Origin of the sequence: Thermodesulfovibrio aggregans (genome assembly GCF_001514535.1) — a bacterium.
GTDB lineage: Bacteria > Nitrospirota > Thermodesulfovibrionia > Thermodesulfovibrionales > Thermodesulfovibrionaceae > Thermodesulfovibrio > Thermodesulfovibrio aggregans.
In genome coordinates this window covers 298583-314138 of record NZ_BCNO01000002.1, presented here as the reverse complement: position 1 = coordinate 314138, position 15556 = coordinate 298583, and the positions used below count along the sequence as shown (strand labels likewise).

The following is a 15556-nucleotide window of genomic DNA, read 5'->3' as shown; positions in this document are numbered from 1 at the left end:
AATGAAAGCATGGGTCATAGAAAAAATAACTGAAATCAAAAATCAAAATCCTCTTACTCTAATTGAGATGGAAAATCCTGTTCCTAATGAGAAGGAGATACTTATAAGAGTTCATGCCTGTGGAGTATGTCATACTGAAATTGATGAAATAGAAGGAAGAGCAACTCCTTCATTTTTCCCCATAGTTCCAGGGCACCAGATAGTGGGAGAAGTTGTAGAAGTCGGAAGAGAGGCAAAAAAATTCAAAGTTGGTGACAGAGTTGGTGCCGGATGGATTTATTCAGCCTGTTGCAGGTGTGAGTACTGTCTAAAAGGATTGGAAAATTTATGTAAAGAATTCAAAGCAACAGGTAAGGATGCTCATGGTGGATATGCAGAGTATTTTAAAATCCATGAAGACTTTGCTTTTCTCATACCTGAAAATCTTAGTTTTGAAGAAACTGCTCCTCTTTTTTGTGCAGGTGCAATTGGTTACAGAAGTTTAAAGCTTGCACATCCTGAAAACGCTAATAGTATAGGTCTTGTCGGCTTTGGTGCATCAGGACATCTTGTTTTAAAAATGATAAAGTTTTTATATCCTCAGGTAAAAGTTTTCGTATTTTCAAGAACTCCTTCAGAAAGACAACTGGCAGTTGAACTTGGTGCATGCTGGAGTGGAAATTTTGATGAAACTCCTCCTGAAAAACTTAACTCTGCAATTGATACAACTCCTGTATGGAAACCACCTCTAACTGTGCTTAAACATCTAAAACCTGGAGGAAGGCTCGTAATAAACGCAATAAGAAAGGAAGAAATTGATAAAGATGAATTTTTAAATATTGACTATCCAAGAGATTTATGGCTTGAAAAGGAAATTAAAACAGTAGCTAATGTGACAAGAAAAGACATTGAAGAATTTCTTAAAATCGCCTCTGAACTTCCAATAAAACCTGAGATAGAGATATATCCTTTCTCTGAGGCAAATAAAGCCATTCAGGACATAAAACAAAGAAAAATAAGAGGAGCAAAAGTCCTAAAAATTGGAGGATAAAATGGATAATAAAGAAAAAGTCTTAGAAATAATTAGGAGACTTGATGAACGATATCCAAATGTAAAAACAGCACTCAACTTTAATACTGCCCTTGACTTACTTGTGGCAACAATACTTTCAGCTCAAACTACTGATGTTAATGTAAACAAAGTTACTGAAAACCTGTTTAAAAAATACAGGACAGCACATGACTATGCAAATGCTCCTATTGAGGAGCTTGAAAATGACATAAAAAGCATTAATTTTTATAAAAACAAAGCAAAATACATAAAAAACCTTGCAATAAAATTAGTTGAAAAATTTAACGGAGAAGTGCCAAAAACAATGGACGAACTTGTCACACTTCCAGGAGTTGGAAGAAAAACAGCAAACATTGTTCTTTGGAATGCTTTCGGAATAAATGAAGGAGTGGCTGTTGATACCCATGTAAAAAGGATTTCAAAGCTTTTAGGTCTTACCCAACATACAGAGCCTGATAAAATTGAACAGGATTTAATGAAAATAACACCACGTGAATACTGGGGAAAACTATCTCATTTACTGATAATGCTTGGAAGAGAAATCTGCAAAGCAAGGGCACCACAACATAAAATCTGTCCATTGAATGATATCTGCCCAAGTAGTAAACTCTAAAGAATTATTCTTTCAGGGTTACTGTAGATGTTAAATCTATTTCCTCTTAAAAAACCAATTAAAGTTAAGTTTGCCTTTTGAGCTAATTCAACTGCCAGAGTAGTTGGTGCTGTTCTACTTACAATAATCGGAATTTTCCATTTTGCAGTTTTTAATGCCATCTCTGAAGAAATTCTTCCACTTACAAGTATTATCTTACCTTTTAAATCCACTCTATTTAAGAGCGCCCATCCAATTACTTTGTCCACTGCATTGTGTCTACCCACATCTTCTGCGATATACAAAATCTCATTTTCATCTGCCAGTGCTGCTGCATGAATGCACCCTGTTGTTCTATATAGAGTTGATCTTTGCTGAAATTCTTTAAATAGTCTGAATATACTATTTTGGCTAATCTTCAAGTTGTCATTTATAGTAACTTTTACATCGCTTAGAAAGCTCACAGAACTCATACATCCTGAGGTAATAGTTTTTCCCTCAAAAGAAACATGACCTTCAAGTTCAACTCTTGCTTTAATATCCTTTCCGTCTTCATCAATGGTTATTTTTTCAGGACACCAGTCTCCTTTTAAAATATCCTCGGTCATAAGAAAACCTACAACAAGTTCTTTAATCTGAACAGGAGAAGCAGATAGAGAGACAACTTCCTCATTATTTACATAAACTTTTATTTTTTTCTCTACAGCCAAACTATCATCAAGCTCTATTGCCTCATTCTGCTTAACTCTAACTATTTTTTTATTTTCAAGCGGTTGCATAGTTCTATTTTATTCAATTAAATTTTTTTCTTGCAAATTATTTTAAAAAACTGCTATTCTGAAGTTAGAAAAATTTTTTAGGAGGTAGATGTGTTTAGTATCAGTTCAAAGGCAGCCGAAAAGGCAAAAATGATCCTCAAGCAGGAGGGTAAAGAAGGTTGGGGCTTAAGAATCTTCTCAGCAGAAGGATATTGTAGCCCTTCATTTGGTCTTGATATTGATGAAAATGCTCAAGAAGGAGACGAAGTTGTTGAAAAAGATGGGTTAAAGGTCTTTATAGATAAACAGACCTTTGATCTTCTTAATGAACTTGAGCTTGATTACTATGAAGATGAGGAACAGGAAGGATTCATTCTAAAAGGACCAATGCCTTCCTGTGGACCAGGCTGTGGAGGTAGTTGCGGCGTATAAGCGATGTTTCCAGTTCATCGCCCAAGAAGATTAAGAAAAACTGAAATCCTGAGGAAAATGGTGAGGGAAACAACCCTCACCCCTCAGGATTTTATTTATCCTATGTTTGTTGTCCCAGGGAAAGGAGTTAAAAATCCTATTTCTTCAATGCCAGATTGTTTTCAGGAAAGTGTTGACAATGCAGTAAAAACTGCTAAAGAAGTTTTCTCCCTTGGCATTCCTGCCATAATTCTATTTGGAATTCCTGAAAATAAGGATGAAAAGGCAACATCTGCCTACGATGAAAATGGAATTGTTCAGACAGCAGTAAAAGCAATAAAAGATGCTTTACCGGATTTGGTCATTATAACCGATGTATGTCTATGTGAATACACATCACACGGTCACTGTGGAATTATAAAAAACGGAAAAATAGACAACGACTCTACTTTAGAAGTGCTTGCCCTTGAAGCATTATCACATGCTCGTGCAGGTGCAGATATTGTTGCACCTTCTGACATGATGGATGGAAGAGTTGGGAAAATTCGCAAAGTGCTTGATGATGAAGGATTTACTGATGTTGTTATTTTGTCCTATGCAGCAAAGTATGCATCAGCTTTTTATGGACCTTTTAGAGAAGCTGCACAGAGTGCTCCAGCCTTTGGTGATAGACGCTCCTATCAGATGGATCCGGCAAATCGCAGAGAAGCTCTCAGAGAAGTTGCACTTGACATAGAAGAAGGTGCTGATATTGTAATGGTAAAGCCTGCACTGGCTTATCTTGATATAATTTCAGATGTGAAAAAAAGTTTTCATGTTCCTGTGGCTGCATACAATGTAAGTGGAGAATACTCAATGGTAAAAGCAGCAGCCCAGCTTGGCTGGCTTAATGAAGAAGCTGTCATGATGGAAATTCTCACTTCCATAAAAAGAGCAGGAGCAGACCTTATTCTCACCTACTTTGCAAAAAAGGCAGCGAAATTACTTAAAAGCTAAATCTACATAGATGAATAAATTTATACTTCATACTTCCTTTAAACCAAAGGGAGACCAGCCAAAGGCAATAAAAGAGCTTGTTGAAGGAATTAAAAAAGGATATAAACATCAGGTTCTGCTTGGTGTTACAGGCTCTGGAAAAACCTTTACAATTGCAAATGTCATTGCAAAGATAAACAAGCCTACACTTGTAATTGCCCATAATAAAACACTTGCAGCACAGCTTTATGGAGAGCTTAAAGAGCTTTTCCCACACAATGCCGTTGAGTACTATGTGAGTTACTACGATTACTATCAACCTGAAGCATACATTCCTGAAACAGACACCTATATTGAAAAGGATGCCCTGATAAATGATGACATTGACAGAATGAGACACTCTGCAACTCTGTCTGTTCTTACTCGTAGAGATGTTATAGTAGTTGCCTCTGTATCATGTATTTACGGAATCGGCTCTCCCGATGATTATCTTGCAATGCACATAAACATTGAAGAAGGAATGATTACTGAAAGAGATGCTTTACTTAGAAAACTCGTTGAAATTCTATATACAAGAGCAGAAGATGAATTCCGAAGAGGTAGTTTTCGTGTAAGAGGTGATGTGGTTGATATTTATGCTTCCCACTGTCTTGATAGAGCTTACAGAGTTGAATTTTTTGACAACGAGATTGATGCAATCTATGAGATAGACCCTCTCACAGGAGCACGCTTGAAAAGACTCCAAAGAATACTTATTCCACCAAACAGCCACTGGGTAACGCCTGAGCCAAGACTTATGAGAGCATTAAAAACAATCGAAGAGGAACTTATAGAACGAATTAAGTACTTTAAACAGAGAGGAGAGGATCTATTTGCAGAGCGAATTGAGAGAAGAACCCGTTTTGATCTTGAAATGCTTAGTCAGTTTGGTCACTGTCATGGAATTGAAAACTACTCAAGACATCTGAGTGGCAGACTTCCTGGAGAGCCACCATTTACTCTAATTGATTATATCTATGCAGGTCCATCAAAGGGAGATTTTCTCACAGTAATTGATGAAAGCCATGTTACAGTGCCACAGATTGGAGGAATGTATGAAGGAGACCGTTCCCGTAAACAAACACTTGTTGATTACGGATTCAGGCTTCCAAGTGCCCTTGATAATCGTCCATTAAAGTTTGAAGAATTCGAACATAGAATGAACTACGTAATCTATGTTTCAGCAACCCCAGGGGACTACGAAATTGAAAAATCAAAAGGCAGAGTTGTCGAACAGATAATAAGACCTACAGGGCTTGTTGACCCAAAAATTGAGGTTCGTCCTGCTACAAATCAGGTGGAAGACCTTCTTGACGAAATACAAAAAAGAGTAAGCAGAGGCGAAAGGGTTTTGGTAACAACACTTACTAAAAAGATGGCTGAGGACTTAACTGACTACTATACAACCCTGGGAATTAAGGCGAAGTATCTTCACTCGGATATTGACACACTTGAGAGAGTTGAGATTTTAAGAGATCTGAGACTTGGCAAATTTGATGTTTTAATTGGTGTTAATCTTCTAAGAGAGGGTCTTGACCTGCCAGAGGTTTCCCTTGTTGCCATATTTGATGCAGACAAAGAAGGATTTCTTCGCTCAGAACGCTCCCTTATTCAGACAGCTGGTAGAGCCTCAAGGAATGTAAACGGCACTGTAATCCTTTATGCAGATACAATCACAGAGTCAATGAAAAAAGCAATTGAAGAGACTGAAAGACGTAGAAAGATTCAACTTGAATACAATAAAAAAATGGGCATTGTTCCTGAAACAGTAAAAAGCAAAATTAAGGATATTTTATCATCAATTTATGAAAGAGATTACTTCACTCCTGATGTTGTTCAGGAAGAAGTGGAAGAATATGAACCAAGTGAAGAGACCCTAAAAAAACTTGAAGCAGAAATGAAACATGCAGCAGAAAATCTTGAATTTGAAAGAGCTGCAAAAATAAGAGATAAAATATTCAAAATTAAAGAAAAAATTTTAAAATTAGGACTTAAAACTTAGTTCTTAATCTTTATACTTGCCATCTCCCTTATACCCTCAATTATTCTTGGACTGAGATGGTATATTTTATCGCTTATAAAGTAAATGTTTCCTTTTTTAACTGCATTTGTTTCTTTAAGCTTTGAAAGAAGTTTTTCAGGAACTGTTTTGTGACCGGCACCGAAAAATATTACATCAGGATTTAATTTTATAACTATTTCTAAACTTATTGATGAAGACTCCGCAATGTTTCTTAATCCCAGAAGATTCATAATCTCATTTATATGAGATGACTTCCCTGCCACTACTAAGGGTTCAGCCCAGACTACAAACAATGCTTTTTGACCATTGAAAGCTTTTTTTACTTTTTTTATATCTTTTCGGAATTGGCTGGCAACATCTTTTGCCTCCCTTTCCCTGCCAATAGCGATTCCAAGTTTTATTAGTTCATCAGGCATATGTTTGAGACTCTCTGGAGCATAAACATGAACTTTCATGCCAAGCTCTGTAAGTCTGATGTAAACCTCCTTTGGAGTGACATCCTTTGAGATTACTACAAGGTCTGGGTTTAATGCTAAGATTTTTTCATAGGATGGATTCATCATGCCTCCAACCTTTGGTTTAGTCTTGATCTGTTCAGGCCATTTACAGTAATCTGATACACCGACGAGCCTGTCAATCGCGCCAAGATAATAAATTGCCTCTGTAACTGATGGTGCAAGCGAGATAATTCTCTGAGGTTGAGCAAAACTCAATAATGGAAAAATTAAAAATACTATAAAAATTAAGAGGGCTTTTTTCACTTTATTCTGATACCTCTTCCAGCAACCATGAAGTAAGCTTTATCGCACAAATCCATGATCCTCTGATTAACAACTCCTGCAATATCAATAAATTTTCTTGCAAGCTCACTTTCAGGAATTATCCCAAGTCCCACCTCATTTGCTACGATGAATAGGTTAATTCTCTGGCTAACTTTTTTTAGAGAGTCTATTAGTGAATCAACAAAAAATTGATGGTCATGTCCCTCAACAATAAGATTTGTAAGCCATGTGGTAAGACAGTCAATTACTACAGAAGAGTTATCAGGAATTTTTATTAAAACTTCACCTAAAGTTACAGGCTCTTCTATGGTAATCCAGTGACTGCCTCTCTCTTTTTTATGTTTTTCAATGCGTTCTTTCATCTCTTTATCAATGGGTTTTGCAGTTGCAATGTAGTAAAAATTCTTATTTCCTGTATTTTCTCCTTCTTTAAGTGCAAATCTTGTTTTTCCGCTTTTTATCCCACCGATAATAAATGTAATCATTCTAAAATCCCTAAAAACTTTTTCAACTCTCTAAAAAATCTCTCATTCTCGGTGCTGGTTTTTACAGAGACTCTTATAAAGCTTTCATTGAGTCCATAAAAATCTGAACAGTTCCTTATAAGAATTCCTTTTTCAAGCATAAACTGAAAAATACCTTTCTTTTGTATTTCAATGAGATAGAAATTTGCTACAGATGGGAAATAGTTGAGTTTAAGTTCATTAAGTGAGTACTCAAAAAAATCCTTCTGTCTCTTGAAATATTCTAAACTCTTATTTTTAAAATCCTCATCTCTTATTATATCTTCTGCTATCCATTGGGCAAGACTGTTTATGCTCCAGGGATATCTATAGGTTTTGATTTTTTTAATAATTTCAGATTTTCCTACAGCATAACCGAATCTCAATCCAGCAAGTCCATAAAATTTTGTAAGAGAACGCAAAACTACTATATTTGATGATACTGACTCTCTGATAAGACTCTGATCAGGGACAAAATCAATAAAAGCTTCATCTATTAAAAAAATGCTATTTTTATTATTAGAAGCGAGCTTAAGTATTTCCCTTTTATCTAAAATCCACCCCGTTGGATTGTTAGGGTTGCAGATAAAAACCATATCAAATCTTGTTTTTTCAATTTCTTTCTTGAGTTTTTTAAAAATTTCATCCTGATTAATTGTAAAAACTCTTTTAACACTCTTTATCTCATTTATTCTACAGGCTCTTTCATATTCTGTAAATGTTGGCTCTAAGATTAAAACAGACTCAGGCTTTAATGCTCTGACTATAAGATAAATCAGCTCTGTCGAACCATTTCCGCATACAATATTTTCAAAAGGAACGCTATAAAGTTCAGATAGAGTTTTTCTAAAAGCTCGTGCTTCAGTGTCAGGATATTTGTGAAGAAGTGGAATATTTTCAATAATCTTTCTTTTTATTTTTTCAGGCAAAGGAAGAGGATTAACAGAAGAGCTCATATCTATTATCTCGTAGAGGGACTTCTTTATAAACTCTGAAGCAGTATAAATATCACCTCCGTGTTTCATAGAATGCTCCTCAGAATTATTGATGTTGATAGAAATAAAAAGCTACTAAGAATAACAATTTTAATGCTCAAATTAACAAGCTCTGAATTAACAGTTTTTAAATCATCTCCAATATATGGTTTTTCAACAGGTACTCCTCCATAGTAGTTGGGCCCTCCCATTCTTACTCCAAGTGCTCCAGCCATAGCAGCTTCAGGTATTCCACTGTTTGGACTGGTATGTTTCTTTCCGTCTCTGAACATAATTTTTAAAGATTTTTTAAAGGCTGAAAAACCAAGCAGAACAAATGAGCTTAACACTATGAAAATTCCTGTTATTCTCGCAGGAATATAGTTAAAAACATCATCTATCTTCGCTGAAAACCATCCAAACTTGATGTATCTTTCATTTTTATAGCCAACCATTGAATCAAGTGTATTAACAGTTTTATACAGGACTAAAAATGGAAAACCGCCAATTAAAAAGTAAAATAAAGGAGCAATGACCCCGTCAGAGAGATTTTCTGAGAGACTCTCAATCACAGCAATTCTAATTTTTTCAGGTGGAAGATTTTCAGTATCCCTTCCAACAAGAGCTTTCAGAGAAATTCTTGCCTGAGCAAGATTTCCTTCATCCAGAAGCCTATTTACTTTCCTGGCTTCATTAACAAGACCTCTTAAGGCAATAAAGAGGCTGCCTGCTACTGCAACAAATACAGATGAAAAAAACTGTCCATACCATGATTGACTTAGCTCACTCAATAGATGTACAAACAGAACTGAAAATAAAAAAATCGGGGCTGTTACTGAGAAAAAAAGCAATACTCCACCAAATCTGCCTGTGAGTTTTCTGTTTCTTAAAAATTTTTCAATTATTTCAATAAGTTTACCAATTGCTGCGACAGGATGGTATTTTTTAGGATCTCCAATCAAAAAATCAATTAAAAAAGCCAAAACTACTATCCAGCTTTCAACATAAAATATCTTTATAAACCAGCTATTTTCCATATTTTATCCATGTCAAGATATCTCTCAACGGTCTCTGTTAAGTTATCAATAAAGGAGTTTTTAAGTTTCTCCCAGGAAAAAGTATAATAAACTGGATTTAATCCCCTTTTAACTCTGTGTCTGTTTATTAACCATCTTCTAAAGCTGTCACTTTCAAATACTCCATGAATGTATGTTCCCCAAACATTTTGCAAGATTACTCCATCAGCAAATGTTTCACCTGTTGTCTTTCTTCGTATTTTAAAAAGATTCATATCTCCATAACTTATTCCCTTATGAATTTCATAACCTCTTACTTTTACTGAAGGCTCTGAACAAAGATAACCCTCAACCTGAGTGGTTATTTTTTCGGAATAGAAAACCGTTCTAATCGGTAGGAAACCCAATCCCTCAAATTCCCTGAGAGGGCTTTCAACCATATCAGAGTCTGTCAATTTTTCACCGAGCATCTGAAATCCACCACATATGCCAATTACTTCAACTTCGTTTTTTATAAGTTCTTTCATCGTTTCATCGATTTTCAGTTCCCTTAAAAGCTTTAAATCCTCAAAAGTTTTCTTTGAACCAGGAATGATTATTATATCTGCATTAATTAGGTCTTCTTTTCTCAATGAGTAAATCAATTCCGCATCTGGCTCAAATCTTAACGGATCAAAGTCACTGAAGTTTGATATATGTCTTAGTCTTAAAACAACTATTTTTACTGCTGTATCTGATTTTAAGTTTGACAAGTTTGAAAGCTTCACTGAAACTCCATCTTCATCAGATATTCCAGTTTCATCTAAGTAAGGAATCACACCAAGACATGGTTTTTTTATCATATCTTCAAGTTTTTTTATTCCTGGGGAAAGAATATCAGTATAACCTCTGAATTTGTTGATTATAAAACCTTTGATTAGACTTTCATATTTATCAAGAAGCTTTACAGTTCCATAAAGTGAGGCAAAAACTCCACCCCTGTCAATGTCTCCCACAATTATAACAGGTGCTTTAAGATATTCCGCTACAGCCATATTTACAATGTCATTTTCAAGAAGATTTATCTCAGCAGGGCTTCCAGCACCTTCAATAATCAAAAGTTCATATTCCTTGCACATGTAATCAAGGGATTCTTTTACAGCATCCCATAGCTTTCCCTTTTCACTATGAAAATCATCGGCTTTCAATGTCTTATAAAGCTTTCCACGAACAACTACCTGAATACCCTGCTCACCTGCAGGTTTAAGTAAAACCGGATTCATATGAAAAGATGGGATAATCCCGGATGCCTCTGCCTGAATTGCCTGAGCAAGTCCTATCTCTCCTCCTTCTTCCGTAACAAAACTCTGCAGACTCATATTCTGCGCTTTAAAAGGTGCAACTTTAATGCCCCTGTTTTTTGCAATCCTGCATAGAGCTGTAACAATCAGGCTCTTCCCGCAACCTGAAGATGTCCCCTGTATCATCAATAATTTAGCCATAGCTTTTCAAACAGTAAAAAACAAAAAATAAAAACAACTTCTATTATTTCAATGGAAGCTCCAAGATTGTCTCCTGTTACACCACTGAATTTGCTTTCAAAAAGATTTTTTAAAATAAAAATAACGATAAGGAGAAAAAGCACAATCAAAGGCAGAAAAATAAAACTTTTTAATGTAAAGTATAAAAGCAAAAATGCAGGCAAAACTGAAGATAAAATAAAATTTAATTTGCTAATTCTGCCAATAAACATAGCTCCAAGCCCAGTATTTTTTGCAGGTCTACTGTAATACATTAACGGAATTACTGACCACCTTGAAAATGTAAACATAAAAGTAAATATCATAACTTGCCCAATATCAATACACTCTTTAAACAAAACAAATTTACAAATAATATTCATTACCACAGCCACTACCCCTGCTACCCCAACAGTGCTATCCTTCATTATTTCAAGTCTTCTCAGTTTATCGCTTGCACTATCTCCTGTTTCTTTATAAAAGAGAGCATCAAATGTATCTGAAAGTCCGTCAAGGTGAAAAATTCCTCTTATGGAAAACAAAAATACAAGTAAAACAGTTGCAATAACTGCAGATGAGAACATAGGATTCAATCCTTTCACAAGAACCAAAAAAAATACTCCCTCCAAAAATCCTACCAAAGGGAAGAATACAACCGAGCCCAGAATATCTTTTTCGCTGACTTTCTTTAATTTCAAAGGTATAACAGTTAAAAATGAAACCGCTGTAAGAAATCTATTTATCACTTTTACTCACGCCTGCTTCATCAAAAGTCGCCATCTCTCTATAAATTTTTAAACCAGCCTCAATAATTGTCATTGCAAGAGCTGCACCAGTTCCCTCACCAAGTCTGAGATTCAAATCTAACAAGGGCTTAAGTCCCATAAAATCAAGTGCTCTCTTATGTCCTTTTTCAACCGAGTTGTGTGATGCAAAAATATAGTCTTTTACCGCAGGATTTATACAGTAAGCAATTAGAGCCCCTGCTGTTGAGATAAATCCATCAACTACAACTGGTATTCTTAATGAAGCACAGCATAGAACAACTCCTGATATTGCTCCAATCTCAGGACCTCCAACTTTTGAAAGAACATCAACAGGATCGGAAGCATCTGGTTTATTTATCTCAATTGCTCGTTTAATTACCTCAACTTTTCTTTTAAAAGTCTCCTCATCAATACCTGTTCCTCTTCCTGTAACTTCCTCAACTGGCGAATTTGTAAGAACACTCACAACTGCAGAAGAAGGCGTTGTATTGCCAATTCCCATTTCTCCCGTTGCGAACAGATTATAACCTTTGCTGTGATACTCTTTTACAACTTCAATGCCAATTTCTATACATTTCATTGCATCACCACGGGTAAGTGCTGGACCTTTTGCGATATTTCCTGTGCCTTTTACAACCTTTTTTGATATTAATCCATTAACTTTCTCAAAATCATAATCAACTCCGACATCTACAACCACTACCTCTGCTCCTGCATGTCTTGCTAAAACATTTATTCCTGCTCCACCTCTCAAAAAATTAAAAACCATCTGAGCAGTAACTTCTTTTGGATAGGCAGAAACACCCTCTTGTGTAACTCCGTGATCAGAGGCAAAAACAAGCACAGCCTTTTTCTTTATCTCAGGCATCGGGTTTTCATAAATAGCCACAAGTTTTGCTGCAATTTCTTCAAGTTTTCCAAGACTTCCCTGAGGCTTTGTAAGATTATTAAGCCTTTTCCATGCAATGTCAAAAAACTCTTTTTTTACGGGTTGAATTTCAAGATTTAGCATCTCTTAACCTCAAGAAATAGATTTCTATCTCTTTGTATCCACTTTCCCGAAAAAAATCTTACAGGTGCTTTAAAAATAGGTCCATCATAAACAAATGTGTGATACTCTCCTTTTTCACCGCATAGGTCAATATTTTCTAAGGCTTTTAAATCTTTAATGAAATCAAAATCAATTTCTCTTCCAAGCCATTCACTGCCAAGAAAAGAAGAGTTTGTTGCACATACTATGGCTTTAAAACCAGAGTTTATAAAATCCACAAGAAGCCTCTCTCTTTCCTCATTCCATAAAGGCAGGATTGCTTTTATTCCGGTCTCGCTACAAATTCTTTCAACCCAGTCTCTGTGCTCCTGTAGATCAATATCTCCAAATACTCCTGCCTCAACACCCTGTTTTTTTAACTCCATGAGCGTTTTTTTAAACTCCTCTTCATAGCTTTCCCATGTTGTTTTTCTTTGAACAATCGGAATTCCAATTGCCTCTGCCTGAGCTTTGATTAATTCAGAACTTATTCCATGAGAACGGGAATAATCTCCCTGTTCTGAAAGCATATTAACAAGACAAAAAATTTTTATACCATTCCTCATTGCTCTGTAGCAGGCTAATGAGCTGTCTTTTCCTCCGCTCCACGAAACAAAGGCTTTTAAAATAGCCATTTAACCCCTCCAGTAATTGTTCTTCTTGGCATTGGATAATACTGAACATACTCATAGGCTCTGTCAAAGAGGTTTTCTACAGATAGTGTGAGCTCAAGATTTTTTAATGCTCTGTATGAGCCTTTAAGATTTACCACAGTAAAATCGCTTTTATCAACAACTTTTCCATAATTTTTAGATGAAGGATTCCAATCAGTAACTTTTTCATCTCCTGTGTAGTTTGCGATTAACCTTAAATCCCATTTATCCTTTTCTGCCATGATTCCAAATGAAGCAGTGCATTTTGGTGTGTATTGAAGGGTTTTTCCATATCTTTGGATCTCTACCTCATCCTTACTTGAGTATCTCGTATTATAGGTAAAGTTGATAAAAGGCTTAAGCGAAAAATTTAGCCCTATACCCAGGCCAATATCGTATGAAAGGCTTCCTTCTATACCCTGAATAGTTGCTCCTTCAACATTTCTAAAGGTCTGAGCATTAAGAACGCTGTCATAATAGCTCAGAATTTTATCCTTGAATTCAGAATGAAAAAATGTAAGCTCAGCATTGAAGAAATCTTTTGCATAAGAAACTCCCATATCATAGGACTTACTTTTTTCTGGTTTTAAATCTGGATTTCCTATGTAATGAGTTCCCCATGAAGAAACATAATCAGATGCGAGCTCATCAGGTGCAGGTGCTCTGAAAGCAGTGCCAGCATTTGCTTTTATTGAAAAATTATCCGTAATTCTGTATAAAATGCCTCCTCTTATGGTTAAATGGTCAAGATTTTCTTTTCTCGGTTTTAGATTTGTAATGCCTTCTGTTGGCAGTATTTCATTTTCAAAATAGTCATAACGGATTCCTGCATTTAACAGTAGTTTTTTATTGAAAAGACTTAATCTTCCCTCAGTAAACAAACCGTAGCTGTCATACTCTGAGTTGGGATTGTAAGGAGCACCTGTGCTTGTTGAGCTTTTAACTTCTATTCTGTCCCACTGCCCTCCAATAATAATTCTGTGTTCATCTATTGAAAATATCTTCTGAATACTTGCTCCCTGAGTGGTTGTCTTTTTTAAAGTAATGTTTGAATTTCCTCTTGCAGTTCCTTCGTGATATTCATTTCTTTCCCTGTTAAAATAATATCCAGCTTTCAATGTTTCTGTTTTATACTCTAAATCAAATCTGTTTCTTTCAATGTCATTGTAATCATCAGGGTCCGGTGAGTATCTTGCTCCAGGTGAGCCAATATCCCATCCTTTCCAGTGCTGAAATCCAAAAGATATATGTTGTTTATCAAAAAAACTGTACCCAAAACGGGCTGAGACAGATTCATCATTGTAACCAGTGTTTTCTATTTTCCCATAATTTTTTGCAGAATAATCATCAATTGCAGAACGGCTGGCTGAAATATAAAAATCAAAATCTCCTTTTTTGCCATTTAATTCGCCTCCTGTTTTCCAGAACTGCCATGAACCAGCTTGCCCTTCAGCTGAACCATGTATGCCTTCTGAGCCCTGCTTTGTGATTATGTTGATTACACCACCCATTGCTGAAGAACCGTAAAGAACTGATGCAGGTCCTTTAAGTATTTCAATCCTCTCTATATCATCAACAGGTATTGTTGCAAGATTTACTGTTCCTGCACGATTTCCATTTATAAGAACAAGGACCCTGCTTTTAAGGTCATCAAAAAGGTCTGTCCTGAAGCCTCTTAATCCGATACTCCTTGTTGATAATCCCGGATATTTATGAACATGACCGATTGCCGCTTCTGTAATCAGGTCTCCAGCATTCTTTGCAGTAGAATTTTTAATATCTTCCTGAGTTATAACCTGAACAGAGTAAGTAACATCCTTTTTTGGTTCTTCAATTCTTGAGGCTGTTACAACGAGCTCTTCAAGTTGTTTGTCCTCTGCTAAGATTGGTTGACAAAAAAGAAAGACAATAAAAAGGATAAAAAGGAAAATCATGACAAATCCCTCCCTCGAGGAATTGGAAGCTCAACGAGCTTCCAGCTGGACAGGTCTTCCGGCTTAGGGCTCAGTGCCTACTTGCCCGCCTTCCCGGAGATTTATCTCCAGTGGCTTAAGGCAGCATGGCTGCCTTATGGGGCTTTCGTTCCCAACACGGCTGCGGGGCAGCGGAGGATTCTCACCCCTCTTCCCTTAATCCAGCCTAAAAAGTATACAAAATTTATTAAAACATGGTCAAATACCTTGACATCACGGGTAGTGTAAAATTTTTTATGTGTAAAATTGACAGAGCAATAAAAGAGGGTGTATCCTCCATTAAATTACCCAAAAATCAAACAAAGAAAGGAGGAATACACCCATGAAAGAAAAACCTTTAACTAATTTAAGGTTACCAGATTTATGGAAAGAATTCAACAGAAATTTTAATGAATCTTTCTGGGAAGAACTTGAACAAAGAATGAAGTTAATGAAGAAAAAGTTTATTGAATTAGCATTACAAGAGGAGATAACAGCACTTACAGGGGCTCAAAAATATGAAAGAACCCC

General features: G+C 35.9%; 16 protein-coding genes and 1 riboswitch. Of the genes, 6 read left to right on the top strand and 10 right to left on the bottom strand.

The window, feature by feature from the left end; translation table 11 throughout:
* The first annotated feature begins 1 nt into the window (after position 1).
* Complete coding sequence (locus TAGGR_RS08090; protein WP_059176856.1) at positions 2-1030, top strand: zinc-dependent alcohol dehydrogenase family protein; 1029 nt, start codon at positions 2-4, stop codon at positions 1028-1030.
* A 1-nt stretch (position 1031) separates the two neighbouring features.
* Complete coding sequence (gene nth, locus TAGGR_RS08085) at positions 1032-1664, top strand: endonuclease III (protein WP_059176855.1); 633 nt, start codon at positions 1032-1034, stop codon at positions 1662-1664.
* Here the strand turns inward: nth and fdhD are convergent.
* Positions 1661-2422 carry a formate dehydrogenase accessory sulfurtransferase FdhD gene (fdhD, locus tag TAGGR_RS08080; protein ID WP_059176854.1) on the bottom strand — a complete coding sequence of 254 codons (762 nt, stop codon included), beginning with the start codon at positions 2420-2422 and terminating at the stop codon, positions 1661-1663. The two genes, nth and fdhD, sit on opposite strands and share 4 nt — an antisense overlap.
* A gap of 90 nt (positions 2423-2512) precedes the next feature.
* On the opposite strand from fdhD, the gene TAGGR_RS08075 reads away from it, so the two are divergent.
* From TAGGR_RS08075 to uvrB, 3 genes are read left to right on the top strand one after another with little or no spacing between them, the layout of a single operon-like run.
* Positions 2513-2833 carry a HesB/IscA family protein gene (locus tag TAGGR_RS08075; protein WP_059176853.1) on the top strand — a complete coding sequence of 107 codons (321 nt, stop codon included), beginning with the start codon at positions 2513-2515 and terminating at the stop codon, positions 2831-2833.
* A 3-nt stretch (positions 2834-2836) separates the two neighbouring features.
* Entirely contained in the window at positions 2837-3808 is a 972-nt protein-coding gene (hemB, locus tag TAGGR_RS08070) for a porphobilinogen synthase (protein ID WP_059176852.1), read from the top strand.
* A 10-nt stretch (positions 3809-3818) separates the two neighbouring features.
* Positions 3819-5828 (top strand): excinuclease ABC subunit UvrB, encoded by a 2010-nt coding sequence (gene uvrB / locus TAGGR_RS08065; protein WP_059176851.1) that lies wholly within the window; start codon positions 3819-3821, stop codon positions 5826-5828.
* Here the strand turns inward: uvrB and TAGGR_RS08060 are convergent.
* Genes TAGGR_RS08060 through TAGGR_RS08020 form a run of 9 tightly spaced genes read right to left on the bottom strand, consistent with a single transcriptional unit; the run spans position 5825 to position 15007 of the window.
* Positions 5825-6610, bottom strand: a complete 786-nt coding sequence (locus tag TAGGR_RS08060; RefSeq protein WP_059176850.1) for an ABC transporter substrate-binding protein — start codon at positions 6608-6610, stop codon at positions 5825-5827. The two genes, uvrB and TAGGR_RS08060, sit on opposite strands and share 4 nt — an antisense overlap.
* A complete protein-coding gene (gene cobU, locus TAGGR_RS08055; protein ID WP_059176849.1) occupies positions 6607-7116 on the bottom strand; it encodes a bifunctional adenosylcobinamide kinase/adenosylcobinamide-phosphate guanylyltransferase in 510 nt (169 codons plus the stop codon). Before cobU ends, TAGGR_RS08060 begins: the two co-directional genes overlap by 4 nt.
* Entirely contained in the window at positions 7113-8159 is a 1047-nt protein-coding gene (gene cobD, locus TAGGR_RS08050; protein ID WP_059176848.1) for a threonine-phosphate decarboxylase CobD, read from the bottom strand. Before cobD ends, cobU begins: the two co-directional genes overlap by 4 nt.
* Complete coding sequence (gene cbiB / locus TAGGR_RS08045) at positions 8156-9145, bottom strand: adenosylcobinamide-phosphate synthase CbiB (protein ID WP_059176847.1); 990 nt, start codon at positions 9143-9145, stop codon at positions 8156-8158. Before cbiB ends, cobD begins: the two co-directional genes overlap by 4 nt.
* Positions 9124-10605: a cobyric acid synthase gene (locus TAGGR_RS08040; protein ID WP_059176846.1), complete on the bottom strand. Its 1482-nt coding sequence runs from the start codon at positions 10603-10605 to the stop codon at positions 9124-9126. The genes cbiB and TAGGR_RS08040 overlap by 22 nt, the downstream gene beginning before the upstream one ends.
* Positions 10590-11369: an adenosylcobinamide-GDP ribazoletransferase gene (gene cobS, locus TAGGR_RS08035; protein ID WP_059176845.1), complete on the bottom strand. Its 780-nt coding sequence runs from the start codon at positions 11367-11369 to the stop codon at positions 10590-10592. The genes TAGGR_RS08040 and cobS overlap by 16 nt, the downstream gene beginning before the upstream one ends.
* Complete coding sequence (gene cobT, locus TAGGR_RS08030; protein WP_059176844.1) at positions 11359-12402, bottom strand: nicotinate-nucleotide--dimethylbenzimidazole phosphoribosyltransferase; 1044 nt, start codon at positions 12400-12402, stop codon at positions 11359-11361. Before cobT ends, cobS begins: the two co-directional genes overlap by 11 nt.
* Complete coding sequence (locus tag TAGGR_RS08025; protein ID WP_059176843.1) at positions 12396-13055, bottom strand: Dph6-related ATP pyrophosphatase; 660 nt, start codon at positions 13053-13055, stop codon at positions 12396-12398. Before TAGGR_RS08025 ends, cobT begins: the two co-directional genes overlap by 7 nt.
* On the bottom strand, positions 13043-15007 hold the full coding sequence (locus tag TAGGR_RS08020; protein WP_059176842.1) for a TonB-dependent receptor plug domain-containing protein: 1965 nt from the start codon (positions 15005-15007) through the stop codon (positions 13043-13045). Before TAGGR_RS08020 ends, TAGGR_RS08025 begins: the two co-directional genes overlap by 13 nt.
* 31 nt (positions 15008-15038) lie before the next feature.
* A riboswitch (cobalamin riboswitch) is annotated at positions 15039-15226 on the bottom strand.
* A gap of 142 nt (positions 15227-15368) precedes the next feature.
* Here TAGGR_RS08020 and TAGGR_RS10695 point away from each other — a divergent pair.
* A partial coding sequence (locus TAGGR_RS10695; RefSeq protein WP_153000493.1) for a hypothetical protein occupies positions 15369-15556 on the top strand: 188 nt, incomplete at its 3' end.